Below are 25,999 nucleotides of genomic sequence, written 5' to 3' on the forward strand. Positions count from 1 at the left end.
GTCGGGAAGACACGATAAAAAAAGGCCCCGGAACAAACTTCCGGGGCCTCAAAACCGATGCCAGCCCGCGCTGCAGCGGACCAGGCATCGTGCACAACAACTGCGCTGTACTCCTGAATCAATCCATCCAACGGGCCCTTCAGCGCGGCACCAGGAACGTGCTGTGCGCCTGCTTGGAAAGCGCCGGGTCCCCTACCGCCGTGGCCGTGATCTCCACGCCGTGCGAGCCAGGGCCGGCCGCGCCATAGGGCGCCTGCAGCCGCACCACGACCCAGCGGTCCTGGGCCGCGCCCACGTCCACCTCGGTCTCCGAAGCCACGCGCAGGCCTTCGATGCCCGAGGCCGACAGCACATAGCGCTGGTCCTGCTCCGTGGCATTGCCGATCTGCACGCGGTAGATGTTCTCGATCTTGCCGCCGGCCACGATGCGCGACAGCGTGCCCCGGTCGCGCACCACGTCCACCTTCAGCGGCGTGCGCAGCGCCAGGCTGGCCACCATGGCCGTGGAGATGGCCACCAGCGCCGTGCCGTAGATGAGCACGCGCGGGCGGAAGATGCGGCGCACCAGCTCGCTCTGGCGCCAGCCCCGGGCCACGCCGTTCTGCGTGGACAGGCGGATCAGCCCGCGCGGGTAGTGCATGCGGTCCATGACGCTGTTGCAGGCGTCGATGCACAGGCCGCAGCCGATGCATTCGTACTGCAGGCCGTCGCGTATGTCGATGCCAACCGGGCAGACCTGCACGCACAGCGTGCAGTCGATGCAGTCGCCCAGGCCCTGGGCCCGGTAGTCCACGCCCTTGTGGCGCGGGCCGCGCGATTCCCCGCGTGCGGCGTCGTAGGTGACGACCAGGGTGTCCTTGTCGAACATGGCGCTCTGGAAGCGCGCATAGGGGCACATGTGCTTGCAGACCTGCTCGCGCAGGAAGCCCGCGTTGCCGTAGGTGGCCAGCGCATAGAACAGCACCCAGAAGATCTGCCACGCGCCGGTCAGCGCCAGCACCTCGGGCAGCAGGCTGCGGATGGGCACGAAGTAGCCCACGAAGGTCAGCCCCGTCCACAGCGCAATCAGCAGCCACAGCGCATGCTTGCCGCCACGCCGCGCGATCTTCTCCGGACCCCAGCCGCTGGCATCCAGGCGCAGGCGTGCGCTGCGGTCGCCCTCCAGCCGGCGCTCCACCCACATGAACAGCTCGGTGTAGACCGTCTGCGGGCAGGAAAATCCGCACCACAGCCTCCCCGCCACCGTGGTGAACAGGAACAGCGCCAGTGCCGAGACGATGAGCAGCACGGCCAGGTAGATGAAATCCTGCGGATACAGCAGCCAGCCGAAGATGTAGAAGCGCCGCTGCTCCAGGTCGAACAGCAGGGCCTGCCGGCCGTGGATCTGCAGCCAGGGTATGCCGTAGAAGAACAGCTGCGTGAGCCAGACCATGGCCCAGCGCCAGTTGGCGAAGCGCCCCGAGATGGAGCGCGGCTGGATCTTGCGGCGTGACTCGAACAGCGGGGAATCCGCGCTGGCGTCGGCGATGGGAATCACCTTGCGCTGCGCGGGCCGCGGCCGGGGGGCTGCGGCGGTTTCATCGGGAAGCGGTTTCGGTCGTTCTGACATGCGGGGCCTTCGCCCCGGCCGGTGCGCCCTTGATGCGGGCTTGTCATGAATTGCCGGGGACTGCCTGGACTATGCCCAGCGCCCTGCTCCGCGGGTAGCAGCAGATGCGGTGAATTCGACCGTATCAGATGGAGCTTCAGGCCTGGGGAGCACGAAGACGCGGCACCGCCAGCCGCAACCCCCACGCCACCAGGCACAGCCCCAGCAGCGACGTCAGCGTGCCGATGCGCACATCGGCCTGGAGCACGCCCCAGCGGCTGAAGATCTCCGTCCAGTCATGGTCGCCGCCGCCCACCAGCGGCAGGACCTGGGCGCGCGCGTCCTTCATGTAGCGGGCCACGTTCATCAGGTTCTCGCCCAGCCACATCAGCGAGGCGATCCAGCCCGTGCGCTGGCCCTGCCTGCGGAAATGGCGCATGAACAGGGCGGGGAACAGCAACTGGAACAGCGTGCCGCCGTAGACCGAGAGATGCTGCGAGAACAGGGCCACCAGCGGGTGCCCGGCCTCGTGCAGCGCGAGGTTGGCGTTGTCCAGCAGCATCAGCCAGCGGTCCTCGCTGAAGAAGTGGCCCCAGATGATCCAGGCGCCGAAAGCCGTCAGCGCGATGGCGGCAGGGCGTGTGACCGGCGTCCATTCGACCGGGTCGTCGAAATCCTCGAGGTCAGCGCCGCGCTTCATGGCGCCAGCAACGCCGTTGCGTTCAAAGGGCATGCCAGCGGCTTGGCGGGGTACATGCGAGGTCGGCAAAAAGGGGCAGGCGCAGGATGCATGGCGGCAGTGTTCCGGAGAGTGGGAGGAAGATAGCAGGTTGCACCGGCACCGGGCTGCCGCGTTGCAATCCATCCCGGACAGGTTCTGGCAAAGTCGGGCATCCGCATCTTCAAGCCAAGGAACATCCACACCATGAACCTGCGCCCCTTATTGCATGAGCTTGTCCGCCAGCATGGCCTGGACCGCAAGGCCGCCGTGCAGCTGTTTGCACTGGCGGGATTCGAGCAGGAGCCGGCCGCCCTCAGAACCCGCCTGTGGCCCGTGGTGGCCTTGCTGGGCGCGGCGCTGGGCGGGCTGGGCATCGTGCTGTGGATTGCCGCCAATTGGGAGAGCATGGGCCGCATGCAGCGCTTTGCCCTGCTGCAGGGCTTCGTGCTCGTGATGTGTCTTGGCGCGGCATGGCGCGCGGCAGCGCGCGTGCCGCTGTCCGTGCTGGCGTTGCTGGGCACGGGTGCGCTGTTCGCCTTTTTCGGGCAGACCTACCAGACGGGAGCGGACCCCTGGCAGCTGTTTGCGCTGTGGGCAGCGCTGACCCTGCCGCTGGCCCTGGCGGCGCGCAGCGATGGCGTCTGGGTGCCCTGGGTGGTGGTTGCCATGACGGGCATCGCGCTGTGGGCGCAGGCCCATACGCCGCAGTTCTGGGAGGTGGAGTCGCGCGACCTGGGCGTGCATGCCGTGGCCCTGGGCGCCGCCCTTGCCGTCACCGCGGTCATGGCACCGGCCCTGCGGCGCTTCACGGGCGCGGGGCTGTGGGCCTTGCGCGGCGCGGGCGCACTGGCGCTGGCGATGATCACCTCCACCGCCATCAGCGGGCTGTTCCACAGCACGGTGGCGCCGCAGTACCCGCTGGGGCTGGTGCTGCTGGCAGGCGCGGCGGCGCTGGCGGGCCTGCGCAGGCATTTCGACATCTTCCTGCTCAGCGGTGCGGCGCTGGGCCTGAACGTGCTGCTGGTGTGCGGCCTGGTCTATCTGCTGCTGGAAAAACTGGGGGCGGACTTCACGGGCATGCTGCTGCTCGTCGGCCTGGGCGCCGCGTGCCTGCTGGCGGCCACGGTCAGCCTGGTGCTTCGAATGTCACGCAACGCGGAAGGAGGCCTTCAATGAGCCACGAACACGACACCCTGCTGCGCCAGGCCGTGGACCAGGGCATCCTGCCGCCTGCCGCCTTGCAGGACCGCCGCCCTGCCGCCAACGACCGCCATTGGGCGGTGGTGCTGCTCACGGCGCTGGGCGCCTGGCTGGCCCTTCTTCCCTTGCTGATTCTGTTTGCGTTTGCCCTGTCCGACTGGATAGAGCGCGGCGCCGGCACCTATGTGATCGGCGCCATGATGCTGGCCGCAGCGGTGGCCGTGCTGCGCGCCGAGGAGCTGCCCGTCTTCCTGGAGCAGCTGGCCCTGCCTGCCATGCTGACCGGCGCCGGCCTGCTGGGCTTTGGCCTGGCGCGCGACCTGTCGGGGCAGGCTGCGGGCGCGATAGGCCTGGCCATTGCGCTGGCCTGCACGGCCGCCATTCCAAGGCCCTGGCTGCGCGTGCTGCTGGGCGCCGCCTGCGCGCTGCTGTTTTGCACCATGCTCTGGCCGGACAACGATCCATCCACCCTGTACGCAGGCCTGCCGACCTGGGTCATCGTGCATGCGGCGCTGCTGCTCTGGATGCTGCTGCTGGCAGCCCAGTGGCGCGCGCTGGGGCAGTCTGCGGCACAGACCCGCATGGCGGCGGCGCTGGAGCCCTTTGCCACGGGCTGGCTGCTGGCGGTGCTGGCTGGCCTGGCCTTTCTGTCCGGCAGGAGCTTCATGGTGGCCGGCGTGCTGGGCGGCGGCCTGGCGGGCGAGCTGGCGCAGGAAGCCGCCCCGAACATCTCCATGGGCGTTCTGACGCAGGCCGGCTCGGCCGTGCTGGCCCTGGCAGCCGCCTGGTTCGCCCAGCGCGCATGGCCCACGCTGCGGCAGCCGCGCGCCGCCGTGGCTGCCGTGGTGCTGGCCGTGCTGAGTGCCTTCCTGCCCTGGCTGGGCGCCTGCCTGCTGGCGCTGGCGGTGACCGGCACCAGCGCCCGCTGGCGGCAGGCCGCAGCGGCCGCCCTGGCTGCGGCCTGGATCGTGGGCAGCTTCTACTACCAGCTGGCCTGGCCACTGGCCACCAAGGCCCTGGTGCTGGCCGGCTGCGGCGCCTTGCTGGGCCTGCTGGCCTGGGCAGGGCCGCGCGCCGCAGTCCTGCCGGGCAGCGCGGAGACCGCCGCCGCATCGGGCGCGGCGCCCCTGCAGCGCTGGGCGCCGTGGCTGGTGGTGCTGACGGCGGCCTGCACGCTGGCGGTGGCCAATATCGGCATTGCGCAGAAGGAGCGCACCATCGCCCAGGGCCGCAAGGTGTTCGTGGAATTGGCGCCGGTGGACCCGCGCTCCCTGATGCAGGGCGACTACATGCGCCTGAACTTCCGCCTGCCTTCCGAAGACAGGGACGTGGAGAAAGAGAACCTGCGCAGCGGACGCCTCTACGCTATCGGCAAGCTCGATGAGCAGGGCGTGGTGCAGTGGCTGCGCACCGGCACGGCCAGCGAGCCGCTGGCGCCCGGCGAGCAGCGCTTTGAACTCACCCCGCGCGGCGGCCGGTGGACGCTGGTGACCGATGCCTGGTACTTCCGCGAAGGCGATGGCCAGCGCTGGGAGCAGGCCCGCTACGGCGAGTTCCGCGTGGAGCCCGACGGGCGTGCGCTGCTGGTGGGCATGGCCGATGCACAACTGCGCCCCATCGTGCCCTGAGCGCACCAGGCAACTCACTCGAAGCGGTCGCCCTCGGCCAGCGGCGCATGCCGGTAGCTGGCCGGCGTGCGGCTGAGCTTGACGGGCGCGCCCAAGCCCCGGTAGCCGCCCTCCATCTCCACCACCATCTCGCGGTGCAGGGTATGCGGGTGGTTGAGCGCCGCGTCCACGCCTAGTACGGGTGCGGCGGGCACGCCGATGGCCATCAGCGCATCGGCCAGCGCGGGGCCGTCGCAGGACTGCAGGGCCTGCTCCAGCAGCGGCTTGAGCGCATCGCGGTGGTGGGAACGCTGGCCGGCCGTGGCAAAGCGCTCGTCGGCCACCAGTTGCGGGCATCCCAGGTGCTCGCACAGCAGGCGGAACTGGCGGTCGTTGCCCACGGCCAGGAAGACCGGCGTGGTGCCCGTGGCAAAGCTGTCGTAGGGATAGATGTTGGGATGGGCGTTGCCCGAGCGCCCCGGCGTCCTGCCGCTCATGAACCAGTTGCCCGCATGCGGATGCAGCAGCGAGATGCCGCTGTCGTACAGCGAGACATCGACCAGCTGGCCCAGGCCGCTGCGCTGGCGCTCCTGCAGCGCCAGCAGCACGCCGATGACGCCGTTCATGCCCGTGACCATGTCCACCACGGGCAGGCCCACGCGCAGCGGATCGCCGCCGGCCTCGCCGTTGACGCTCATCAGCCCCGTCATGGCCTGGATGGCCGCGTCATAGCCGGGCCAGGCGCCCAGCGGGCCATCGGCACCGAAGCCGCTGACGCGGCACCAGATGAGGCGAGGAAAGCGCTCGCGCAGCTGCTCCCAGCCAATGCCCCATTTCTCCATGGTGCCAATCTTGAAGTTCTCCACCACCACGTCGGCCTGCTCCATCAGCGCCAGCACGGCCTGCTGCCCTTCAGACTGCGACAGGTCCAGGAACTGCAGCCGCTTGTTGCGGTTCAGGCCCCGGTAGTAGGAGGACACACCGTCCTGGAACGGCGGCCCCCAGGCGCGCGTATCGTCACCCTGCGGCGGCTCCACCTTGAGCACGTCGGCGCCGTGGTCGCCCAGGATCTGGCCGCACAGCGGGCCACCAAGAATGCGGGAGAGGTCGAGGACACGGATGCCCTGGAGCGCTCCCGCGCGTTGATTTGTGTTCATGGGGATACTCTCGTCAGTCGAGCTTCGCGCCGGAGGCATCGACCACGGCCTTCCACTTGGTCACTTCCTGCGCGATGAAGGTCGACAGCCCCGCTGGCGACAGATCCGATGCCGGCTCCAGCCCCTGGTCGGCAAAGGTCTTGCGGATGCGCTCGCTGCTCAGGGCCTTGCGGAAGGCCGCGTTCAGCGTCTCGATGCGGTCGGCCGGGGTGCCGGCCGGTGCCACCACGCCGAAGAACACGCTCACGTCGTAGCCGGGCAGGCCCTGCTCGGCGATGGTGGGGATGTCGGGCATGGCCTGGGAGCGCTTTTCCGTGGCCACGCCAATGGCCTTGAACTTGCCGGCCTTGATGTAGGGCATGGCGGTGAGGATGTCGGTGAAGGTCATGTTCACCTGCCCCGCCAGCAGGTCGTTGAGCGCCGGGCCCGTGCCCTTGTAGGGGATGTGCTGCAGCGAGGTGCCGGCCATCTTGTTGAACAGCACGCCGGCCAGGTGCGAGGAGGCGCCGTTGCCCGAGGACGCATAGTCCAGGCTGCCCGGCTTGGCCTTGTCCTGCGCGATCAGCTCCTGCACGGTGGTGGCCTTGGTGGCCGGATTGACCACCAGCACGTTGGGCAGGTGGCCCACGCGGATGATGGGCGCGAAGCTGGTCTGCGGGTCGTAGTTGATCTTGCGGTACAGGTGCTTGTTGATGGCCAACGGCCCCGAGGTGCCGAACATGATGGTGTAGCCGTCCGGCCTGGCGCGGGCCACGAAGTCGGCGCCGATGTTGCCGCCCGCACCGGCCTTGTTCTCCACGATCACGCTCTGGCCCAGCGTCTCGGTCAGCGATATCGCCAGCGTGCGGGCCATGGCGTCCGTGGGCCCGCCGGGCGGGAAGGGAACGACGAAGCTGATGGGCCGCTCGGGAAAGCGCTCGGCCAGTGCGGCGGCCGGCAGAGCGGCGGTGGCGGCGAGCGCACAGGCCCACAGGAATCGGCGTTTCTGGAAGGACGGCTTCTGGTCAGTGCAAGGCATGGTGTTTGTCTCCGGTACTTGTGCGGTCATCCCTGTGGACGGGATGTGTGTTCTGGTTCGGTGCGCTCGATGGGCTCAGCGTGTCCAGCCTTCGGGCAGGTCGCCTGCCGCCAGCGGGTCGCGCGGCAGCACGCGGTGCAGCAGCACCAGCTGGGCCCAGCGCATGCGCTCGGCGCTGCCGGTGCAAGAGGCCTCCCAGGCCATGGCCGTGGCCGTGAAGCAGTGGTACAGGCCCGAGGCGGCGGCGCGCGCCAGGCGGTCACCGCCCTCCTCGGCCGCGCGCAGGGCCAGGGCCGCAGCCTTGTCCATGCTGGCCGACAGCGCGGCCTTGAAGTCCGTGGCCGCCTCGGTCTGGGCCAGCAACTGGGCCGCGTGGTCGCGCAGCACGGGCAGCGAGCCTTCGCGCTTGATGGCGCGGATCACGTCCAGCGCCACGATGTTGCTGGTGCCTTCCCAGATCGATCCCAGGTGGGAGTCGCGCACCAGGCGCGGGTCGCTCCACTCCTCGATGTAGCCGCATCCGCCGCGCACTTCCATGGCATCGCCCGTGACCTTGCGCGCGTCGCGGCAGGCGCGGAACTTGATCATGGGCGTGAGGATGCGCAGCAGCGCGTAGGCGCCGTCTTCGCCTGCGTCCGAACGCTGCAGCGCCTGGGCCGTCTGCAGCACCATGGTGCGGGCCTGCTCGGAGTAGATGCGCAGCTTGTCGAGCTGGCGCTGCATCAGCGGCATGTCCTGCAGGGCCTTGCCGAAGGCGCGGCGCTCGCGCGCCACGTACTCGGCCTCGGCCACGGCACGGCGCATCAGCCCGGCCGAGCGCACGCCGTTGGACAGGCGCGAGTTGTTCACCATGTCGGCCATCTGCACGAAGCCCCGGCCCTGCTCGCCCACCAGGTAGGCGACGGCGCCGTCGAGCACGATCTCGCCGCTGGCCATGGAGCGCGTGCCCAGCTTGTGCTTGAGCCGCACGATGCGGTAATGGTTGGCCGAGCCATCGTCCAGCCGGCGCGGCAGCAGGAACAGCGAGATGCCCTTCATGCCCGCCGGCGCGCCTTCCACGCGCGCCAGCACCATGGCGAAGTCGGCATCGGGGTTGGAGCAGAACCACTTGTCGCCGGACAGGCGCCAGCTGCCGTCGGCGGCCGGGCGTGCCAGCGTCTGGGTGTTGGAGATGTCCGAGCCGGCCGCCTGCTCGGTCATGAACATGGCGCCCTGGGCCTGGTCCTCGAAGCGCAGCTGCGTCATGCGCGGCCAGTACTTTTCGACCAGGGCCGGCTCGCCGTACTTGCGCAGCGTGCGCGCCAGCGAGTCCGTCATGGACAGCGGGCAGCACAGGCCGAACTCGGCCTGCACGAACAGATAGGTCAGTGCGTACTTGGCCAGCGGCGGCAGCTTGCCATCCCAGCCCAGCACGCCCGTGCGGTGCGACATGACGGCCAGGCCGAACTCGCCGTAGGCCACGCGCTCCATCTGCACATAGGCCGGGTGCTTGACGATGCGCTGCGCATCGCGCCCCGTGCGGTCGCGGTGCTCCAGCTCGGGCGGATTGCGGTCGGCGGTCAGCGCCCATTCATCGATCTCGCGGCCGGCCAGCGCGCCCATGCGCTCCAGATGGGGCTGCAGGTGCGCGTTCACCTCGGGCGGCAGGTACAGCGCCAGCAGGGGCTGCAACTGCGAATCGGTGGTGTACAGGTTGCTGCCGTGGCGGTCGGGCACGGCCTGGAAAGCCTGGGCGGGGGAAGACTGCATGGCGGCCAGCGCCTGCGGTTCGGGGTTCATGGTCTGTCTCCTGTGCGGGAACCTGGCCCGGGCGCATGGGCTCCGGGTCTTGGGGATGCCCCCATTCTTGGAAACAGTCCTATTCGAGTCAAATATCGATAACGTATTGATCAATAGTCAAACCGGATAGAACGCCATGGAGCTGAGACAACTGAGGTACTTTCTGGTGCTGGCCGAGGAGCTGCACTTCAGCCGCGCAGCCCAGCGCCTGTCCATCTCCCAGCCGCCGCTGAGCGTGGCCATCCGCCAGCTGGAGGAGGAGTTGGGCGCCCAGCTGTTCGAGCGCACCAGCAAGGAGGTGCGGCTCACGGCCGCCGGCAAGCACCTGCGCGTGCAGGCCCAGGACATCATGGAACAGGCCCAGCGCGTGCGCCAGGACATGCGCGCCATCGCCGACGGCGTGCAGGGCCGCATCCGGCTGGGCTTTGTGGGTTCGGCCATCTACCGCGGGCTGCCCGAGGCGCTGGAGAGCTTTCGCACCCGGCACCCGCTGGTGCGCATCGACATGCTGGAGCTCAACAGCGCAGAGCAGATCGCCTCCCTGCAGCAGGAGCGGCTGGACCTGGGCCTGCTGCACGCCACGCGCCCCGCACCAGGCCTGCAATCACACACCCTGGTGAGCGAGCCGTTCATGGCCTGCCTGCCGGACAGCCACGCGCTGGCCGGACTGCGCAAGCTGCAGGTGCGCCAACTGGCGGGCGAACGCATGGTGCTGTTCTCGCGCCAGGTTTCGCCCGACTACCACCAGCAGATATGGCAGATCTGCCAGAGCGAAGGCTTCACGCCCGACCTGCACCATGAGGTGAGGCACTGGCTGTCCGTGCTGTCCCTGGTTTCGCTGCGTCAGGGCGTGTCCCTGGTGCCGGCCTGCCTGCAGCGCGTGGGCTTCCCGGGGCTGGCCTTCGTGCCCATCCAGGGCCGGCACCCGCAGTCGCAGATGCAGGCCATGTGGCATCCGGGCCATGTGCAGCCCCTGGTCGAATCGCTGCTGGCCCATCTGCGCGACAGCGTGGGCAGGCTGGGACAGCAGCCCTAAACGCCACACCCTTGCTCAGTTCACTCTGTCCAAAACTGGCGTGACCCAGAAGCGAGGGACACCGAGCAAGGGCCGCCCCGCTGCCAGGATGTCGTCCCCCTTCCAGGGGGAAGCCGCATAGCGGCTCAGGGGGTTTCCAACTTCATTCCAGGAGCTGCCTGAGAACGTACGGCAGGATGCCGCCGTGCTTGTAATAGTCCACCTCGATGGGCGTGTCGATGCGCAGCTTGACCACCACGGTCTGCTTGCTGCCATCGGCACGCGTGATCACCAGCTGGGCCTCGCTTTGCGGTGCCAGGTCGGCGGCGGGAATCACTTCCACGAACTCCTCGCCCGTCAGGCCCAGGGTCTGCCAGCTGTCCGTGCCCAGGAACTGCAGCGGCAGCACGCCCATGCCCACCAGGTTGGAACGGTGGATGCGCTCGAAGCTGCGCGCCACCACGGCCTTGATGCCCAGCAGCTGCGTGCCCTTGGCGGCCCAGTCGCGGCTCGATCCCGTGCCGTATTCCTCGCCCGCGAAGATCACGCTGGCGCGGCCCTCGGACTGGTACTTCATGGCCGCGTCGTAGATGGGCATCTTGGTGACCTGGCCCGTGCCGTCGCGGTACAGCGTCAGGCCGCCCTCCTCGCGCGAGCCATCGGCCTGCGCGGGAATCATCAGGTTCTTGATGCGCACGTTGGCAAAGGTGCCGCGCATCATCACCTCATGGTTGCCGCGCCGCGAGCCGTAGCTGTTGAAGTCGGCCTTTTGCACGCCGTGGGCCAGCAGCCACTGGCCTGCGGGCGAGCTTTCCTTGATGGAGCCGGCCGGCGAGATGTGGTCGGTGGTGATGGAGTCGCCGAACAGCGCCATCACGCGCGCGCCGTGCACCACGTAGGGGTTGGAGCCCTCGGCGCCGGCAGCACCGGCGGCAGGCGCGTCCAGCTGGAGCCGGAAATCATCGAAGAACGGCGGCTCGGCAATGTAGGTGCTCTCGGGCCAGGTATAGGTGGCGCCCGTCACGCCGTGGATCTTTTCCCAGAGCTTGCCGGGCTCGGAGCGCACCTTCTCGTAGTTCTCGCGGAAGGCCTTGCCGTTCATGGCGTACTTCATCAGCGCGTGGATCTCTTCGCTGGTCGGCCAGATGTCGCCCAGGTAGATGTCACGGCCGTTCTTGCCCTGGCCCACGGGCTCGGTCATCAGGTCGCGGCGCACCGTGCCGGCAATGGCATAGGCCACGACCAGGGGCGGGCTGGCCAGGAAGTTGGCCTTGATGTTGGGGTGGATGCGCGCCTCGAAGTTGCGGTTGCCCGACAGCACGGCCGCGCAGACCAGGTCGTTGCTGGTGATGGCCTCGTTGAGCTCCGGCGTGAGGTCGCCCGCGTTGCCGATGCAGGTGGTGCAGCCGTAGCCGGCCAGCGCAAAGCCCAGCTTTTCCAGGTAGGGCAGCAGGCCGGCTTCGGTCAAATACTCGGTCACCACGCGCGAGCCCGGCGCCAGAGAGGTCTTGATGTGCGGCTGCACCGTGAGCCCGGCCTTCACCGCCTTCTTGGCCAGCAGGCCGGCGGCCAGCATCACGCTGGGGTTGGAGGTGTTGGTGCAGCTGGTGATGGCGGCAATCAGCACGTCGCCGTTGGCGATGCTCAGGCGCTTGGGCGGCGTGGGGGCATCGACCGGCGCCTCGCTGTGGGCGGCCTCCAGCTTGGGCTTGTTGGCCTCCATCTCGGCCATCGAGCGCTGCGCGCCGGGCGGATGGGCCGGCGTCTCGGGCGCCACCTCGCCCTCGCCGCCACCGCCTACGGGAAAGCTCCGGCCCAGCCGTTCGATCGGCTGGTTGAACCCGTTGTGCGCCGCAGGGGCACTGAACAGCTCATCGAACTTGGACGACACATTGCCCAGCTCGATGCGGTCCTGCGGGCGCTTGGGTCCGGCCAGGCTGGGCGCCACCGTACCCAGGTCCAGGCGCACCACATGCGAGTAGTCGATCTCGCCGGCGGCCGGCACGCCGAACAGTTCCTGTGCGCGGAAATAGCCCTCGAAGGCCTCGATCTCGGCCTTGCTGCGGCCCGTGCCCTTGAAGTAGTCGATGGTCTTTTCATCGACGGGGAAAAAGCCCATGGTGGCGCCGTACTCGGGCGCCATGTTGCCGATGGTGGCGCGGTCGGGCAGCGCCAGGGTGCGCGTGCCTTCGCCGAAGAACTCCACGAACTTGCCCACCACCTTCTCGCGGCGCAGGATCTCGGTCACCGACAGCACCAGGTCGGTGGCCGTCACGCCCTCGCGCAGCTGGCCCGACAGCTCGAAGCCCACCACATCGGGCGTGAGGAAGTACACGGGCTGGCCCAGCATGGCCGCCTCGGCCTCGATGCCGCCCACGCCCCAGCCCACCACGCCGATGCCGTTGATCATGGTCGTGTGGCTGTCCGTGCCCACCAGGGTGTCGGGGTAGTGCACGCCGTCCTTGGTCTTGTGCACGCCGCGCGCCAAGTACTCCAGGTTCACCTGGTGGACGATGCCGAAGCCCGGCGGCACCACGCCGAAGGTGTCGAAGGCCTGCATGCCCCACTTCATGAACTGGTAGCGCTCCTTGTTGCGCTGGAACTCCAGCTTCATGTTCAGGTCCAGCGCCTTCTTGGTGCCGAAGTAGTCCACCATGATGGAGTGGTCCACCACCAGGTCCACGGGCACCAGCGGCTCGATGGACTTGGGCTTCTTGCCCAGCCTGGCGGCCGTGCTGCGCATGGCGGCCAGGTCGGCCAGCAGCGGCACGCCCGTGAAATCCTGCAGCACCACGCGCGATACCACGAAGGGGATCTCGTCCACCCGCTCGGCCTGGGGCTTCCAGTTCGCCAGCTGCTCCACATGCTCGCGCGTCACCTTGTTGCCATCGCAGTTGCGCAGCACGGACTCCAGCACGATGCGCAGCGACACGGGCAATCGCCGGACCTGTGGATATTGCCTTGCCAGTTCAGGCAGGGAAAAGAACTTGCCCTTCTTGCCCCCCGCCGCAGCAAAGGACTTGAGGGTGTTTTCATATTCGTGGCGCATCGTGAGACTCCTGGATGAAACTCTGGGAAGGCACATGCGCGCCGCCTTTTCCGGGCTGCTGGGCATGCACCAAGACTCTGATTTCCATTGTGCCCAGAAGTGCCCGCGGATGCTGTGATCCATTGGCGATAGTCACACGCGGACAACGCTGTCCGCGCGGCAAAAGCGGCAGGCTTTCACAGGGCTGTCATCGAACCGGCCAGCGAAGCCCTGCTGCGCCACAACCCCGCGCACTGCAGATCGCCCAGCGCCACGCCGATGGCCGCCTGGCCCAGCACCCATGCCCAGCCTGCGGGCGCAGGCTCCAGCGCGCCGCTGTACAGCACAACCCCGCAGGCCAGGGCCCAGCCGAAGTTGCCGAACACGGCAAGCGCCACCAGCCCCCGGCTGCGCGGCATGCGGCACGCGCCCCAGCCAGCCACGCAGGCCCAGGCCAGCAAGAAGCACCCCGTGCCCAGCAGCAGCGCCTGCGGCAACCCCGTGACAACGGCCAGCGGCTGCGCAAAGGCCAGTTGCACCGCACCCGCGGCAACGCAGCAGATGGCGTCGGCCCACAGGGTGCGGGGCAGGAAACGGGCATGGGAAAACGTCGGCATCAGCACTCCTTGTGGATTGCCGGGCATGCACCTCGCAAGCCGGCCCCGCCGATGCTCCGCCGCCACCGCCCCCCGAGTCCATGACCTGCCAGGTCATGCCAGCCCCGCTGGAGCAACTCCAGTCGCTATGCCACAATCCGCTCCAGCCCCCTGTCACGGGGCCGGTGCTTGAAAACACCTTTTCCAAGACTAGCGGTGCAGCCTCCCCGTCAGCGAGGCTTTGTCACGTCTGAATCCTGTATTCGTGGGCGCTTGCCCACGTCTGTGCGATTTCGGGCGGGATGGGGCTCACCGCAAGGCTGCCCGCACGACTAGTCTCGTGTTTTCAACATCCCGCCCACCTGCCTGCGCTTGAAAACGCAACCCGGTGGTCTCAAGCCTCGACTAGGAGCACGGAAGCATGCGCAACGTTTGCCTTTCCACGGCCTCTCTCAACCTTGCACGGAGAGCCGAGCCATGACCCCCAGACCCCCACCAAGCGCCGAGCATTTCACCCAGGTCGTGACCGAGGTGGACCGCCTGGTGCAGCAAGGCTGTGCCGAGATCTCGGCACTCTCCCGCATGGCCCTGCTGTGGCTGGAAACGCCCGAGACCAGCAACCGCCTGGAGGTGCTCGCCAGCGCCCTGCGCACCATCCGCAACAGCGCCGACATGCTGGCCAGCGAAACCAGCGGCGAAGTCGTCGCCGTGGGCTGCTCCCACCACGTCAAAAGCAGCGCAGCCCCCTGAACCCGGCCGAGCGCAGCAAAGGCCCGCACCAGCCCCCCCCGTATGCCAGCGCCTGCGTCGGGCCGCCTTCTTTGATCTGACCTTTCTTGGCGAATCAAGAAAGGGCCGTCGGCTGCCGGGCCGAGACCCGGCCTCGAAAAACAACGGCCCGGCAGGGTCAAAACAAGCCCGCTGTAGTCATGACATGGCAACACGCGCACCGCCAGCCACATCGCGCGTGCGCCGCAACCCAGTCCACTGCAACTCAGCCAACACCACAACCACCACCGCCTGAGCCAACACCCACGCCACCCCCCAGGCAGACAACCCCAACCCACCAAACGCCAACAGCGCAACACAGCCCGCAGCCCACCCCAAATTCCCCACAACCACCAGCCCGATCAACCGCCGCGGCACAGGCGAGCGCGCCGCCATCCACGCAGCCAGCAGCGCATAGCCCAGCAAAAACCAGCCTGTGGACTGCAGCAGCGCCAGAGGCAACCCCGTCACATCCGACAGCGGCTGCCCCGCCACCAGTTGCAAGGCGCCCGAGGCGGCGCAGGAAGCAGCATCGGCCCACATCACGCGGGGCAGGAAACGGGGGGAAGCGAACATCGACATGGCGAACTCCTTGAGAGCAACAGGCACACACCGTGCATGCCATGGACTGCATGGTCCGCCGCAGGCTGCACAGGGTCGATAACCTCGCAGGTCATGGCCGCCACGCCGGCCCCGCCGCTACGATGCGGACCATGACCTCCACCGCCCATCCACCGTCCGCGCGCTCGCCCTTCGGCGACCATCTGCGCCACTGGCGCCAGCACCGCCGCCTGAGCCAGCAGGGCCTGGCACTGGAGGCCGAGATCTCCACGCGCCACCTGAGCTATGTGGAAACCGGCCGCGCCCAGCCCAGCCGCGAGATGGTGCTGCGCCTGGTGGAGCGCCTGGGCGTGCCGCTGCGCGAGCGCAACGCGCTGCTGGTGGCCGCAGGCTATGCGCCCATGTACCAGGCCCGGCCGCTGGACCACCCGGATCTGGCCGCCGCGCGCCAGGCCGTGGACCTGGTGCTCAAGGGCCACGAACCCAATCCCGCCCTGGCCGTGGACCGTCACTGGAACCTGGTGGCCGCCAACGCCATCGTGCCGCTGCTGCTGGCCGGCGTGGCGCCCTGGCTGCTGGAGCCGCCCGTCAATGTGCTGCGCCTGAGCCTGCACCCCGAAGGCCTGGGCCCGCGCCTGGCCAATGCAGCCCATTGGCGCGCGCATCTGCTGCACCGCCTGCAGCAGCAGATTGCCGCCACGTCGGATGCGCAGTTGCAGGCGCTGCACGACGAGATTGCCGCCTACCCGTTCAAGGAAGATGAAGCGGACTCACCACATGGCGCAGCACCTGCCAGCCACATCGCCGTGCCCTTCGCGCTGGACACCGACCATGGCCGGCTGAACTTCATCAGCACCATCACCATCTTCGGCACGCCGGTGGATGTGACGCTGCAGGAGCTGGCCGTGGAGTCGTTCTTTCCGGCGGATGCGCAGACGCAGGAGGTGCTGGGGCGGTTGAGGCAGGCTGCGTAAACCGGAAAGTACAGAGCCAGAAAGCAGCAAAGCCCGCCGAAGCGGGCTTTGCTCATGGAGCCGGATCAGGCCGGACTCAGGCGCTCACGCCCTTGGCCACATCCGCGTACTCTTCGATCTGGTCGAAGTTCATGTAGCGGTAGACGCTGGACTTGTCGGCATCGATCACGCCCATTTCCTTGAGGTATTCCTCCTTGGTGGGCAGCTTGCCCAGGCGCGATGCGATGGCGGCCAGCTCGGCCGAGCCCAGGAACACGTTGGTGTTCTTGCCCAGGCGGTTGGGGAAGTTGCGGGTCGAGGTGGAGATCACCGTCGCGCCTTCGCGGACCTGGGCCTGGTTGCCCATGCACAGCGAGCAGCCCGGCATTTCGGTGCGGGCACCGGCCGTGCCGAAGGCAGCGTAGTGGCCTTCCTTGATCAGCTCGTTCTGGTCCATCTTGGTGGGCGGAGCCACCCACAGCTTGACGGGGATGTCGCGCTGGCCGCCCAGCAGCTTGGCTGCTGCGCGGAAGTGGCCGATGTTGGTCATGCACGAACCGATGAAGGCTTCATCGATCTTGGTGCCGGCCACTTCGGACAGGAACTTGGCGTCATCGGGATCGTTGGGGCAGCAGACGATGGGTTCCTTGATGTCGGCCAGGTCGATCTCGAACACGGCAGCGTATTCGGCGTCCTTGTCGGCTTCGAGCAGGTCGGGCTTGGCCAGCCAGGCTTCGACCTTCTCGATGCGGCGCTGCAGCGTCTTGGCGTCGGCGTAGCCGTCGGCGATCATGTTCTTCATCAGAACGATGTTCGAGGTCAGGTACTCCTTGATCGGCTCGGGGTTGAGCTTGATCGTGCAGCCGGCAGCCGAGCGCTCGGCCGAGGCGTCGGACAGCTCGAAGGCCTGTTCCACCTTGAGGTCGGGCAGGCCTTCGATTTCCAGGATGCGGCCCGAGAAGATGTTCTTCTTGCCGGCCTTGGCCACGGTCAGCGCGCCTGCCTTGATGGCGTACAGGGGAATGGCATGCACCAGGTCACGCAGGGTGACGCCGGGCTGCATTTCGCCCTTGAAGCGCACGAGCACGGACTCGGGCATGTCCAGGGGCATCACGCCCGTGGCGGCGCCGAAGGCCACCAGGCCGGAACCTGCAGGGAAGGAGATGCCGATGGGGAAGCGCGTGTGCGAGTCGCCGCCCGTGCCCACGGTGTCGGGCAGCAGCAGGCGGTTGAGCCAGGAGTGGATCACGCCGTCACCGGGACGCAGGGCCACGCCGCCGCGGTTGCTGATGAAGGCGGGCAGCTCGCGGTGGGTCTTGACGTCCACGGGCTTGGGGTAGGCGGCCGTGTGGCAGAAGGACTGCATGACCATGTCGGCCGAGAAGCCCAGGCAGGCCAGGTCCTTGAGCTCGTCGCGGGTCATGGGGCCGGTGGTGTCCTGCGAACCCACGGTGGTCATGCGCGGCTCGCAGTAGGTACCGGGGCGCACGCCCTGGCCTTCCGGCAGGCCGACGGCGCGGCCGACCATCTTCTGGGCCAGCGTGAAGCCGGCGTTCGAAGCAGCGGGCGCCTGGGGCAGGCGGAACACGGTGGAGGCAGACAGGCCCAGGAATTCGCGGGCCTTGGCGGTCAGCGAACGGCCGATGATCAGGTTGATGCGGCCGCCGGCGCGCACTTCGTCGAACAGCACGTCGCTCTTGAGCTGGAACTCGGCGACGGTCTCGCCGTTCTTGACCAGCTTGCCGTCATAGGGCAGCACGTCGATGACGTCGCCCATCTCCAGCTTGGAGACGTCCACTTCGATGGGCAGCGAGCCGGAGTCTTCCTGCGTGTTGAAGAAGATGGGGGCGATCTTGCCGCCCAGGGTCACGCCGCCGAAGCGCTTGTTGGGCACGAAGGGGATGTCCTGGCCCGTGGCCCAGACGATGGAGTTGGTGGCCGACTTGCGCGAGGAGCCGGTGCCGACCACGTCGCCCACGTAGGCGACCAGGTGGCCCTTCTTCTTGAGGTCGTCGATGAACTGCATCGGGCCGCGCTTGCCGTCTTCCTCGGGCTTGAAGGCCGCGTCGGGACGGGTGTTCTTGAGCATGGCCAGGTAGTGCAGCGGGATGTCCGGACGGCTCCAGGCATCGGGTGCGGGCGACAGGTCGTCGGTGTTGGTCTCGCCGGGCACCTTGAAGACGGTGACGGTGATCTTCTTGTCCACTTCGGGGCGCGAGGTGAACCACTCGGCGTCAGCCCAGCTCTGCATGACTTCCTGGGCCTTGGCGTTGCCGGCCTTGGCCTTGGTGGCCACGTCGTTGAAGAAGTCGAACATCAGCAGCGTCTTCTTCAGCGCGTCGGCAGCGACGCCGGCGACTTCGGCATCGTCCAGCAGCTCGATCAGGGGGTGCACGTTGTAGCCGCCCACCATGGTGCCCAGCAGCTCGGTGGCCTTGGCCTTGGAGATGAGAGCCACCTGGATGTCACCGTGGGCCACGGCCGCCAGGAAGCTGGCCTTTACCTTGGCGGCATCGTCCACGCCCGGAGGAACGCGGTGCGTGAGCAGGTCGAGCAGGAAGGCGTCCTCGCCAGCGGGCGGGTTCTTGATCAGCTCGATCAGTTCGGCAACCTGCTTGGCATCCAGCGGCAGCGGGGGGATACCGAGCGCGGCGCGTTCGGCCACGTGGTCACGGTAGGCTTTCAACATGATTCTCTCTCCATGGTTTTCTAAAGTGGGGCTGCTTGCGGGACGCTCAGGTCCGGGCCTGGATTACTGGCCGGCGGGCTTGGGTGCTTCCAGCAGGCTGGGAGGCGGGTTCTTCTTGATGGCCTCGGCCACCTGAAGCTGGTCAGGGCTCATGCATTCGTCGGCCAGGCGCTGGCCGACCTTCTGGTTCATGAGCATGGACTTGTTGGCGATCTGCAGCCAGACGGCGCCGGCATGCTTGTCTTCCAGGCGCACGGTGCCGGTCGAGGTCTTGACGGGCGCCATGTGGTACTTGAAGCCCTTGCCGTCGATGTTGAAGTAGCCGGGGTTGGACTGGTCGGCCGTCACATTGACGAAGGCGCCCAGCTCGCAGGGAATGCGGCCGGTGTGCACGCGCTCCGAGATGGCCAGGTCTTCGGCGGACAGCGGCTGCTGGGCAGCAGCTGCCACGGCCGCCGCACCGCCGACTGCGGCAGCGCCGGCAGCGGCCTTGGCCGCGGTGGCCTTCTTGGCGGGAGCCTTCTTGACCGCAGGCTTGGCGGCGGCCTTGGCCGGAGCCTTCTTGGCAGGTTCGGCGGCGCTGGCGCCCAGGCCCATGGCCAGCAAGGGGGCTGCGATCAGGATGGAGGCGATAGCTGTCTTCATACGTTGGGCTCCTGCAAATTCCCGGTGTGGGCTAAGCAAGTGATTCTGATGCAAACCAGGGCTGCACCTGCGGGGGCAGCGCCTGGCCGGTCTGGTGGGCACGTGTGAGCAACTGCCAGAAATAGCGGTAGCTCGCCCGGTCATGTAATACACCATCCACGCTGACGGGCGCCCAGTCGGCGGCCTCCGCGGCGGTAAGTATTTGTGCGGCCTGCGCCACTTCGTCGGCCTGGGGCGCGAAGGCGGCGAGGATGGGACGGATCTGGTCCGGGTGGATGCTCCACATGCGGGTATAGCCGAGCCGCCGTGACGCCTGTGTGGCAGCGGCCTGCAGCGCCTGTGGATTCCTGAACTCGGTGACCACGCAGTGCGAAGGCACCTTGCCGTGCGCGTGGCAGGCAGCTGCGATCTCCAGCTTGGCACGCACGACCAGCGGATGGTCGAACTGGCCGGCCGAGCCCATGGCCGAGGCGGGAATCGCGCCGCCATGGGCCGAGACGAAGTCCATCAGGCCGAAGGAAATGCTCTGCACGCGCGGGTGTGCGGCGATGTCGAAGGCACGGTGCACGGCGGCGGGCGACTCGATGAGCACATGCAGCGGCAGTTCGCGGCAGCCCAGTCGGCCCAGATGCCGCTCGGCCAGCAGCACGTCGTCCACGCTTTCCACCTTGGGCAGCATGAGGTGGCACAGGCGGTCGCCGGCTTCGCCGACGATGATGTCCAGGTCCTGCGCGAAGCTGGCGTGGTCCACGGCATGCACGCGCGCAGCCACGCGGGCACCGGGCGTGGCATCACGCACCAGCGAGGCCACCAGGCGCGCATGGGCGGCCTCCTGGCCCACGGGGGCGCCGTCCTCGCAGTCCAGCGTGACGTCGAACACGCAGGTGCCGAACTCGGCCATCATCTCGGCCTGCAGCTGCAGGCTCTTGCGCATGCGCACTTCCACGCCGCTGTAGTGGTCGCAGACGGGCAGGTGCAGGGCACCGCCCTGCGCATCGAGCAGCACCTGGGCCGGGTGTGCGCGAGAGGGTGTGGACGTGGCGGCGGTCATGGCTTGCGCTGGGCGACGATGAACAGGCGGGGGAAGGCCAGCAGGCGCCGGCCGTCGGCGCGCACGCCGTAGGCGGCGTCCACGCGGTTTTCGTATTCGGTGAGGAAGTCGGCCTGCAGGGCTTCGGGCAGGCCTTCGACGAAGGGCTTGAGGCCGGTGCCGCGCAGCCACTGGACGATGGCGCCGGCCGAGTCCATGGGATGCTGGTAGACGGTGTGCCAGACATCGACGGCGCCGGCCTCGACGCCGGCCTGCTCCTGCGGTCCGGCCAGCAGGTCGTAGTAGCTGCGGATGGGCAGGATGTCGGCCCGCACCTTGGCGGCATCGCCGATGTAGGCGGCAAACTTGGGCAGGCTGGCGATCTCGCGCATCACGCGGTGCGTGGCTTCCTGCCGGTTGTCGGGCATCTGTATCGCCAGCACGCCCCCTGGCGCCAGTTGGGCGAACAGGCGGGGTATCAGCGTTTCATGCTCCCCCACCCACTGGAGGGAGGCATTGGCATAAATCAGGTCGGGAGCGCTCTCGCCGGGGGCGGGCGTCCAGGAAGCAATGTCGGCCAGCGCGAAGCGGGCCTCAGGCAGATGCTGGCGCGCGGTGGCCAGCATCGCCTGGGAGTTGTCTATGCCGGTGATCGTGGCACCGGCATAGCGCTGTGCAAGCAGCTCGGTGGAATTGCCCGGCCCGCATCCCAGGTCCACCACATGGCGGGCCTGGGCCAAGGGCACACGCGCCAGCAGCTCGGCTGCGGGGCGCGTACGCTCATTGGCGAAACGCAGGTAAAGCGCGGGATTCCAGTCGAGCATGGCTTGCCGGCGGCTTACAGCAGGTGCTTGACGCCGTCCTGTTCGCCTTGCAGCTCGGCCAGGGTCTTGTCGATGCACTCTTGCGAGAAGGCGTCGATTTCCAGGCCTTCGACGATCTTGTACTCGCCGTTCTCGGTGGTGACCGGGAAGCCGAAGACGATGCCGGCGGGGATGCCGTATTCGCCGTTGGAGGGCACGCCCATGGTGACCCATTCGCCGCCCGAGCCCAGGGCCCAGTCGCGCATGTGGTCGATGGCGGCGTTGGCAGCCGAGGCAGCCGAGGACAGGCCGCGCGCTGCAATGATGGCGGCGCCACGCTTGCCGACGGTGGGCAGGAACACGTCCTTGTTCCAGGCCTGGTCGTTGATCTTGGCCTTGACGCTTTCACCGTTGACGGTGGCGAAGCGGTAGTCGGCGTACATCGTGGGCGAGTGGTTGCCCCAGACGGTCAGCTTGCGGATGTCGCCGACCTTGAAACCGGCCTTGGCAGCCAGCTGCGATGCAGCGCGGTTGTGGTCCAGGCGCAGCATGGCGGTGAAGTTCTTGGCCGGCAGGTCCGGAGCCGACTTCATGGCGATGTAGGCGTTGGTGTTGGCAGGGTTGCCGACGACCAGCACCTTCACGTTGCGCGAGGCCACGGCGTTCAGCGCCTTGCCCTGGGCCGTGAAGATCTGTGCGTTGGCAGCCAGCAGGTCGGCACGTTCCATGCCGGGGCCGCGGGGACGCGCGCCGACCAGCAAGGCGTAGTCGGTGTCCTTGAAGGCTTGCAGGGGGTCGGAGTGGGCTTCGATGCCGGCCAGCAGGGGGAAGGCGCAGTCTTCGAGTTCCATGATCACGCCCTTGAGCGCGTTCTGGGCCTTCTCGTCGGGAATCTCCAGCAGTTGCAGAATGACGGGCTGGTCCTTACCCAGCATTTCGCCGGAGGCGATGCGAAACAGCAGGGCGTAACCAATTTGACCGGCGGCACCGGTGACGGCGACACGAACGGGCTTCTTGCTCATGATGAAACTCCAGGGATGGGGAAAAAATCAGGTGTTATCGGCGCCAGGTCGCACCAGCGTCAGAAACCAGCAGCCCGTGCTCCGCAAACAACGCGAAAGTGTACTCCCGATTTCGGAGCCCGGTCAATTTGTCTTATGTCTTATATAAGATATGATCGACGTCTGTTTCCAAGTCTTTCATCTGCGTTGCCGGGAGCCTCCCCACCCCGAACTTTCCCATGCCAGCCCTGCCTCCCCTCGCCTCTGAAACCGCCGCTGCCACCATCGGCGCGGGCGCATCGACCCCGGCCTTCAGCCCGCTGTACCAGCAGATCAAGGGACTGATACTGCAAAGCCTTGAAGCAGGCGAATGGCGGCCCGGCGAGCTGATCCCCAGCGAGATGGAGCTGGCGGCGCGCTTTCGCGTGAGCCAGGGCACGGTGCGCAAGGCCATCGACGAGTTGGCCGCGGAGAACCTGGTGATGCGCCGCCAGGGCAAGGGCACCTTCGTGGCCACCCACGCGGCCCAGCATGTGCAGTACCGCTTCCTCAAGCTGCAGCCCGACGCCGGCGACCAGCAGGGCGAGGGCCGTGCCGAGCGCCGCATCATCGACTGCCGGCGCCTGCGCGCATCGGCCGACGTGGCGCGCGGCCTGGCGCTGCGCAGCGGCGATGCCGTGATGCACGTGCGCCGCGTGCTGTCGTTCTCCGCAATCCCGACCATTTTGGAAGACATCTGGCTGCCGGGCCACGCCTTCAAGGGCCTGACCGCCGAGCAGATGTCCGCCTACCAGGGCCCCACCTACGCCATGTTCGAGCTGGACTACGGTGTGCGCATGGTGCGCGCCGACGAAAAGATCCGCGCCGTCCTGCCCGAGGCCGAACAGGCCCTGCTGCTGGACGTGCCCAGCACCACGCCCCTGCTGAGCGTGGAGCGCACCGCTTACACATACAACGATGTTCCCATGGAGTTACGCCGTGGCCTGTACCGCACCGACACCCATCACTACCGCAACGCGTTGAGCTGAACGATCCGTTCCCCAGAGAAGCGGGCGAAAATACGCAATTCCCAGCAAAGCTGTTTTTATTGCATTGCAATAGAATTTTGCATCGCCGCCCCTGAGCGATTACGAAGCAGTTACATCCACGAAAGTACCCTGCCATGACTGAGCAAGCCAAAAAGCGGCCAGAGTTCCGCAACATCAACTTCTTCAAGGACCTCCCCACCTACCGGTTGCCGCCGGCCGGCATCGTGTCCATCCTGCACCGCATCAGCGGCCTGCTGATGTTCATCCTGCTGCCTTTCATCCTGTGGATGATGGACATGTCGCTGACCTCGGAGATCTCCTTCGACGGCTTCACCTCGGTTTTCGCGGGTCCCTTCGGATGGTTCCTCAAGCTCGTGTGCCTGGCATTGATCTGGGCCTACCTGCACCACTTCTGCGCCGGCCTGCGCCACCTGTTCATGGACGTGAACCACCATGCGGTCAACAAGCAGTTCGGCAAGACCTCCGCCCTGGTGGTGCTGGTGCTGAGCGTGGGCCTGACCCTGATCCTGGGCGCCAAGCTGTTCGGCCTGTACTGATAGACGATCTCTCCCTCACGATAAGGAAAAAGAACCATGTCCGTGAATTACGGCTCCAAGCGCACCGTGGTCGGTGCGCACTACGGCATCCGCGACTGGATGGTGCAGCGCGTCACCGGCGTGCTGATGGCACTGTTCACCATCGTGCTGCTGGCCAAGCTGATCTTCAGCACCGGCTCCGTCGGCTATGACCTGTGGGCCGGCATCTTTGCCCCGCAGTGGATGAAGTTCCTGACCTTCGCCGTGATCGTCTCGCTGGCCTGGCACGTCTGGGTCGGCGTGCGCGACATCTGGATGGACTACGTCAAGCCCGTGGGCCTGCGCCTGGTGCTGAACGTTTTCACCCTGGTCTGGCTGGTCGGCTGCGCCGGCTGGGGCATCCAGATCCTGTGGCGTATCTGATAGAGACGCGGTCTCCACGATTGAAGGTTAAGAATGAGCTACTCCAAAGCAAACATCACCAAGCGCAAGTTTGACGTCGTCATCGTCGGCGCTGGCGGCTCCGGCCTGCGTGCCGCGCTGGAACTGTCGCGCGCCGGCCTGTCCGTGGCCTCGCTGTCCAAGGTCTTCCCCACGCGCTCGCACACCGTGGCCGCGCAAGGCGGCGTGTCCGCTTCGCTGGGCAACATGAGCGAAGACAACTGGCACTACCACTTCTACGACACCATCAAGGGCTCCGACTGGCTCGGCGACCAGGATGCGATCGAGTTCATGTGCCGCGAAGCGCCCAACGTCGTGATCGAGCTGGAACACTTCGGCATGCCGTTCGACCGCAACCCCGACGGCACCATCTACCAGCGCCCCTTCGGCGGCCACACGGCCAACTACGGTGAAAAGCCCGTGCAGCGCGCCTGCGCCGCGGCCGACCGTACCGGCCACGCCATGCTGCACACGCTGTACCAGCAGAACGTCAAGTCCAAGACCAACTTCTTCGTGGAGTGGATGGCGCTGGACCTGATCCGCAACACCCAGGGCGACGTGGTCGGCGTGACCGCCATCGAACTGGAAACCGGCGACCTGTACGAGCTGCACGCCAAGGCCGTGCTGCTGGCCACGGGTGGCGCTGGCCGCATCTTCCAGGCATCGACCAATGCCTTCATCAACACCGGCGACGGCCTGGGCATGGCTGCACGCGCAGGCATCCCGCTGCAGGACATGGAGTTCTGGCAGTTCCACCCCACCGGCGTGGCCGGCGCGGGCGTGCTGCTGACCGAAGGCTGCCGCGGCGAAGGCGCCATCCTGCTCAACAGCGAAGGCGAACGCTTCATGGAGCGCTACGCTCCCACGCTGAAGGATCTGGCACCGCGTGACTTCGTGTCCCGCTCCATGGACCAGGAAATCAAGGAAGGCCGTGGCTGCGGTCCCAACAAGGACTACATCCTGATGAAGCTGGACCACCTGGGTGCAGACACCATCCGCAAGCGCCTGCCTTCGGTGGAGGAGATCGGCCACAACTTCGCCAACGTGGACATCACCAAGGAACCGATTCCCGTGGTGCCCACCATCCACTACCAGATGGGCGGCATTCCCACCAACATCAACGGCCAGGTCGTGGTGTGGGACGGCCAGCAGAACAACGTGGTCAATGGCCTGTATGCCGTGGGCGAATGCTCGTGCGTGTCGGTGCACGGCGCCAACCGCCTGGGCACGAACTCGCTGCTGGACCTGCTGGTCTTCGGCAAGTCGGCCGGCAAGCACATCGTGCAGTTCGTCAACGGCTTCGGCGACCACAAGCCCGTGCCGGCCGATGGCTCGGAGCGCACGCTCACGCGCCTGAACCAGCTCGACGACTCCAAGGAAGGCACCTACGCCCAGGACCTGGCTGGCGACATCCGCGCCACGATGCAGCAGCATGCCGGCGTGTTCCGCACGCAAAAGAGCATGGACGAAGGCGAAGTCAAGATCAACGCCATCCGCGAACGCGTGGGCTCCGTGACCCTCAAGGACAAGTCCAAGGTCTGGAACACCGCCCGCATGGAAGCGCTGGAAGTGGACAACCTGATCGAAGTGGCCCAGGCCACCATGATCTCGGCCGCTGCCCGCCACGAATGCCGCGGCGCCCACACCGTGTACGACTACGAGCATCCTGCCGACCACGCCGAGTTCCCGCTGGGCCGCAATGACAAGGAATGGCTCAAGCACACCCTGTGGTACAGCGCCACCAACAGCCTGGACTACAAGCCCGTGAACCTGAAGCCCCTCACGGTGGACAGCGTGCCGCCCAAGGTCCGCACGTTCTAATCCAGCAGCCCACG

General features: G+C 67.4%; 22 protein-coding genes. 9 read left to right on the plus strand and 13 right to left on the minus strand.

All coding sequences use genetic code 11. From position 1 onward, the window contains the following. Nucleotides 1-139: 139 nt before the first annotated feature. Nucleotides 140-1,609 carry a cytochrome c oxidase accessory protein CcoG gene (gene ccoG, locus U6958_RS24880; protein WP_074923110.1) on the minus strand — a complete coding sequence of 490 codons (1,470 nt, stop codon included), beginning with the start codon at nt 1,607-1,609 and terminating at the stop codon, nt 140-142. A 136-nt stretch (nt 1,610-1,745) separates the two neighbouring features. After that, nucleotides 1,746-2,321 (minus strand): hypothetical protein, encoded by a 576-nt coding sequence (locus tag U6958_RS24885; RefSeq protein WP_074923109.1) that lies wholly within the window; start codon nt 2,319-2,321, stop codon nt 1,746-1,748. 192 nt (nt 2,322-2,513) lie between these two features. Here U6958_RS24885 and U6958_RS24890 point away from each other — a divergent pair, with 192 nt between their 5' ends. Then, complete coding sequence (locus U6958_RS24890; RefSeq protein ID WP_016453918.1) at nt 2,514-3,485, plus strand: DUF2157 domain-containing protein; 972 nt, start codon at nt 2,514-2,516, stop codon at nt 3,483-3,485. Further along, nucleotides 3,482-5,137: a GDYXXLXY domain-containing protein gene (locus tag U6958_RS24895; RefSeq protein WP_074923108.1), complete on the plus strand. Its 1,656-nt coding sequence runs from the start codon at nt 3,482-3,484 to the stop codon at nt 5,135-5,137. The genes U6958_RS24890 and U6958_RS24895 overlap by 4 nt, the downstream gene beginning before the upstream one ends. A 14-nt stretch (nt 5,138-5,151) precedes the next feature. Here U6958_RS24895 and U6958_RS24900 read toward each other — a convergent pair whose 3' ends face one another. The 3 genes from U6958_RS24900 to U6958_RS24910 form a co-directional block, all read right to left on the minus strand. After that, nucleotides 5,152-6,273 carry a CaiB/BaiF CoA-transferase family protein gene (locus tag U6958_RS24900; protein ID WP_074923107.1) on the minus strand — a complete coding sequence of 374 codons (1,122 nt, stop codon included), beginning with the start codon at nt 6,271-6,273 and terminating at the stop codon, nt 5,152-5,154. Between the two features lie 13 nt (nt 6,274-6,286). After that, a complete protein-coding gene (locus U6958_RS24905) occupies nt 6,287-7,291 on the minus strand; it encodes a tripartite tricarboxylate transporter substrate binding protein (RefSeq protein WP_012204364.1) in 1,005 nt (334 codons plus the stop codon). Between the two features lie 75 nt (nt 7,292-7,366). Then, the gene (locus tag U6958_RS24910) at nt 7,367-9,070 is read right to left on the minus strand and encodes an acyl-CoA dehydrogenase family protein (protein WP_074923106.1); all 1,704 of its coding nucleotides are present in this window, start codon (nt 9,068-9,070) and stop codon (nt 7,367-7,369) included. 136 nt (nt 9,071-9,206) lie between these two features. Between U6958_RS24910 and U6958_RS24915 the strand changes: the two genes are divergently transcribed. Continuing rightward, nucleotides 9,207-10,106: a LysR family transcriptional regulator gene (locus U6958_RS24915; RefSeq protein WP_074923105.1), complete on the plus strand. Its 900-nt coding sequence runs from the start codon at nt 9,207-9,209 to the stop codon at nt 10,104-10,106. 142 nt (nt 10,107-10,248) lie between these two features. On the opposite strand, the gene U6958_RS24920 is transcribed toward U6958_RS24915, so the two are convergent. Both U6958_RS24920 and U6958_RS24925 read right to left on the minus strand, forming a co-directional pair. Next, nucleotides 10,249-13,134 carry an aconitate hydratase gene (locus tag U6958_RS24920; protein WP_074923104.1) on the minus strand — a complete coding sequence of 962 codons (2,886 nt, stop codon included), beginning with the start codon at nt 13,132-13,134 and terminating at the stop codon, nt 10,249-10,251. Nucleotides 13,135-13,310: 176 nt separating this feature from the next. Beyond that, nucleotides 13,311-13,730, minus strand: coding sequence for a hypothetical protein (locus U6958_RS24925; RefSeq protein WP_074923103.1), 420 nt, complete (start codon nt 13,728-13,730; stop codon nt 13,311-13,313). A gap of 456 nt (nt 13,731-14,186) precedes the next feature. On the opposite strand from U6958_RS24925, the gene U6958_RS24930 reads away from it, so the two are divergent. Then, nucleotides 14,187-14,459 (plus strand): hypothetical protein, encoded by a 273-nt coding sequence (locus U6958_RS24930; RefSeq protein ID WP_034368143.1) that lies wholly within the window; start codon nt 14,187-14,189, stop codon nt 14,457-14,459. 177 nt (nt 14,460-14,636) lie between these two features. On the opposite strand, the gene U6958_RS24935 is transcribed toward U6958_RS24930, so the two are convergent. Then, entirely contained in the window at nt 14,637-15,059 is a 423-nt protein-coding gene (locus U6958_RS24935; RefSeq protein WP_074923102.1) for a hypothetical protein, read from the minus strand. A 131-nt stretch (nt 15,060-15,190) separates the two neighbouring features. Here U6958_RS24935 and U6958_RS24940 point away from each other — a divergent pair, with 131 nt between their 5' ends. After that, on the plus strand, nt 15,191-16,012 hold the full coding sequence (locus tag U6958_RS24940; protein ID WP_074923101.1) for a helix-turn-helix domain-containing protein: 822 nt from the start codon (nt 15,191-15,193) through the stop codon (nt 16,010-16,012). Between the two features lie 76 nt (nt 16,013-16,088). Here U6958_RS24940 and acnB read toward each other — a convergent pair whose 3' ends face one another. From acnB to U6958_RS24965, 5 genes are all read right to left on the minus strand, one after another. Next, nucleotides 16,089-18,680, minus strand: coding sequence for a bifunctional aconitate hydratase 2/2-methylisocitrate dehydratase (gene acnB / locus U6958_RS24945; protein ID WP_016450204.1), 2,592 nt, complete (start codon nt 18,678-18,680; stop codon nt 16,089-16,091). A gap of 63 nt (nt 18,681-18,743) precedes the next feature. After that, complete coding sequence (locus U6958_RS24950; protein ID WP_016450203.1) at nt 18,744-19,325, minus strand: hypothetical protein; 582 nt, start codon at nt 19,323-19,325, stop codon at nt 18,744-18,746. Between the two features lie 31 nt (nt 19,326-19,356). Continuing rightward, complete coding sequence (locus U6958_RS24955) at nt 19,357-20,376, minus strand: CoA ester lyase (RefSeq protein ID WP_074923100.1); 1,020 nt, start codon at nt 20,374-20,376, stop codon at nt 19,357-19,359. Beyond that, a complete protein-coding gene (gene tam / locus U6958_RS24960; RefSeq protein WP_013803434.1) occupies nt 20,373-21,179 on the minus strand; it encodes a trans-aconitate 2-methyltransferase in 807 nt (268 codons plus the stop codon). Before tam ends, U6958_RS24955 begins: the two co-directional genes overlap by 4 nt. Nucleotides 21,180-21,193: 14 nt before the next feature. Next, nucleotides 21,194-22,180, minus strand: coding sequence for a malate dehydrogenase (locus U6958_RS24965; protein ID WP_012204349.1), 987 nt, complete (start codon nt 22,178-22,180; stop codon nt 21,194-21,196). Nucleotides 22,181-22,398: 218 nt separating this feature from the next. Here U6958_RS24965 and U6958_RS24970 point away from each other — a divergent pair, with 218 nt between their 5' ends. The 4 genes from U6958_RS24970 (at nt 22,399) to sdhA (ending at nt 25,985) form a co-directional block, all read left to right on the plus strand. Next, nucleotides 22,399-23,187 carry a GntR family transcriptional regulator gene (locus U6958_RS24970; protein ID WP_016450201.1) on the plus strand — a complete coding sequence of 263 codons (789 nt, stop codon included), beginning with the start codon at nt 22,399-22,401 and terminating at the stop codon, nt 23,185-23,187. A gap of 134 nt (nt 23,188-23,321) precedes the next feature. After that, nucleotides 23,322-23,744: a succinate dehydrogenase, cytochrome b556 subunit gene (sdhC, locus tag U6958_RS24975; RefSeq protein WP_016450200.1), complete on the plus strand. Its 423-nt coding sequence runs from the start codon at nt 23,322-23,324 to the stop codon at nt 23,742-23,744. A 36-nt stretch (nt 23,745-23,780) separates the two neighbouring features. Beyond that, nucleotides 23,781-24,146, plus strand: coding sequence for a succinate dehydrogenase, hydrophobic membrane anchor protein (sdhD, locus tag U6958_RS24980; RefSeq protein WP_012204346.1), 366 nt, complete (start codon nt 23,781-23,783; stop codon nt 24,144-24,146). A gap of 33 nt (nt 24,147-24,179) precedes the next feature. Beyond that, the gene (sdhA, locus tag U6958_RS24985; RefSeq protein WP_016450199.1) at nt 24,180-25,985 is read left to right on the plus strand and encodes a succinate dehydrogenase flavoprotein subunit; all 1,806 of its coding nucleotides are present in this window, start codon (nt 24,180-24,182) and stop codon (nt 25,983-25,985) included. Nucleotides 25,986-25,999: the final 14 nt, after the last annotated feature.

Origin of the sequence: Delftia lacustris (genome assembly GCF_040267515.1) — a bacterium.
Classification (GTDB): domain Bacteria; phylum Pseudomonadota; class Gammaproteobacteria; order Burkholderiales; family Burkholderiaceae_C; genus Comamonas; species Comamonas tsuruhatensis.

Bases quoted from the DNA above. Each gene is read 5' to 3' on its own strand.
- ccoG (WP_074923110.1), bottom strand. From the start codon at position 1,609: ATGTCAGAACGACCGAAACCGCTTCCCGATGAAACCGCCGCAGCCCCC.
- U6958_RS24885 (WP_074923109.1), bottom strand. From the start codon at position 2,321: ATGCCCTTTGAACGCAACGGCGTTGCTGGCGCCATGAAGCGCGGCGCT.
- U6958_RS24890 (WP_016453918.1), top strand. From the start codon at position 2,514: ATGAACCTGCGCCCCTTATTGCATGAGCTTGTCCGCCAGCATGGCCTG.
- U6958_RS24895 (WP_074923108.1), top strand. From the start codon at position 3,482: ATGAGCCACGAACACGACACCCTGCTGCGCCAGGCCGTGGACCAGGGC.
- U6958_RS24900 (WP_074923107.1), bottom strand. From the start codon at position 6,273: ATGAACACAAATCAACGCGCGGGAGCGCTCCAGGGCATCCGTGTCCTC.
- U6958_RS24905 (WP_012204364.1), bottom strand. From the start codon at position 7,291: ATGCCTTGCACTGACCAGAAGCCGTCCTTCCAGAAACGCCGATTCCTG.
- U6958_RS24910 (WP_074923106.1), bottom strand. From the start codon at position 9,070: ATGAACCCCGAACCGCAGGCGCTGGCCGCCATGCAGTCTTCCCCCGCC.
- U6958_RS24915 (WP_074923105.1), top strand. From the start codon at position 9,207: ATGGAGCTGAGACAACTGAGGTACTTTCTGGTGCTGGCCGAGGAGCTG.
- U6958_RS24920 (WP_074923104.1), bottom strand. From the start codon at position 13,134: ATGCGCCACGAATATGAAAACACCCTCAAGTCCTTTGCTGCGGCGGGG.
- U6958_RS24925 (WP_074923103.1), bottom strand. From the start codon at position 13,730: ATGCCGACGTTTTCCCATGCCCGTTTCCTGCCCCGCACCCTGTGGGCC.
- U6958_RS24930 (WP_034368143.1), top strand. From the start codon at position 14,187: ATGACCCCCAGACCCCCACCAAGCGCCGAGCATTTCACCCAGGTCGTG.
- U6958_RS24935 (WP_074923102.1), bottom strand. From the start codon at position 15,059: ATGTCGATGTTCGCTTCCCCCCGTTTCCTGCCCCGCGTGATGTGGGCC.
- U6958_RS24940 (WP_074923101.1), top strand. From the start codon at position 15,191: ATGACCTCCACCGCCCATCCACCGTCCGCGCGCTCGCCCTTCGGCGAC.
- acnB (WP_016450204.1), bottom strand. From the start codon at position 18,680: ATGTTGAAAGCCTACCGTGACCACGTGGCCGAACGCGCCGCGCTCGGT.
- U6958_RS24950 (WP_016450203.1), bottom strand. From the start codon at position 19,325: ATGAAGACAGCTATCGCCTCCATCCTGATCGCAGCCCCCTTGCTGGCC.
- U6958_RS24955 (WP_074923100.1), bottom strand. From the start codon at position 20,376: ATGACCGCCGCCACGTCCACACCCTCTCGCGCACACCCGGCCCAGGTG.
- tam (WP_013803434.1), bottom strand. From the start codon at position 21,179: ATGCTCGACTGGAATCCCGCGCTTTACCTGCGTTTCGCCAATGAGCGT.
- U6958_RS24965 (WP_012204349.1), bottom strand. From the start codon at position 22,180: ATGAGCAAGAAGCCCGTTCGTGTCGCCGTCACCGGTGCCGCCGGTCAA.
- U6958_RS24970 (WP_016450201.1), top strand. From the start codon at position 22,399: ATGCCAGCCCTGCCTCCCCTCGCCTCTGAAACCGCCGCTGCCACCATC.
- sdhC (WP_016450200.1), top strand. From the start codon at position 23,322: ATGACTGAGCAAGCCAAAAAGCGGCCAGAGTTCCGCAACATCAACTTC.
- sdhD (WP_012204346.1), top strand. From the start codon at position 23,781: ATGTCCGTGAATTACGGCTCCAAGCGCACCGTGGTCGGTGCGCACTAC.
- sdhA (WP_016450199.1), top strand. From the start codon at position 24,180: ATGAGCTACTCCAAAGCAAACATCACCAAGCGCAAGTTTGACGTCGTC.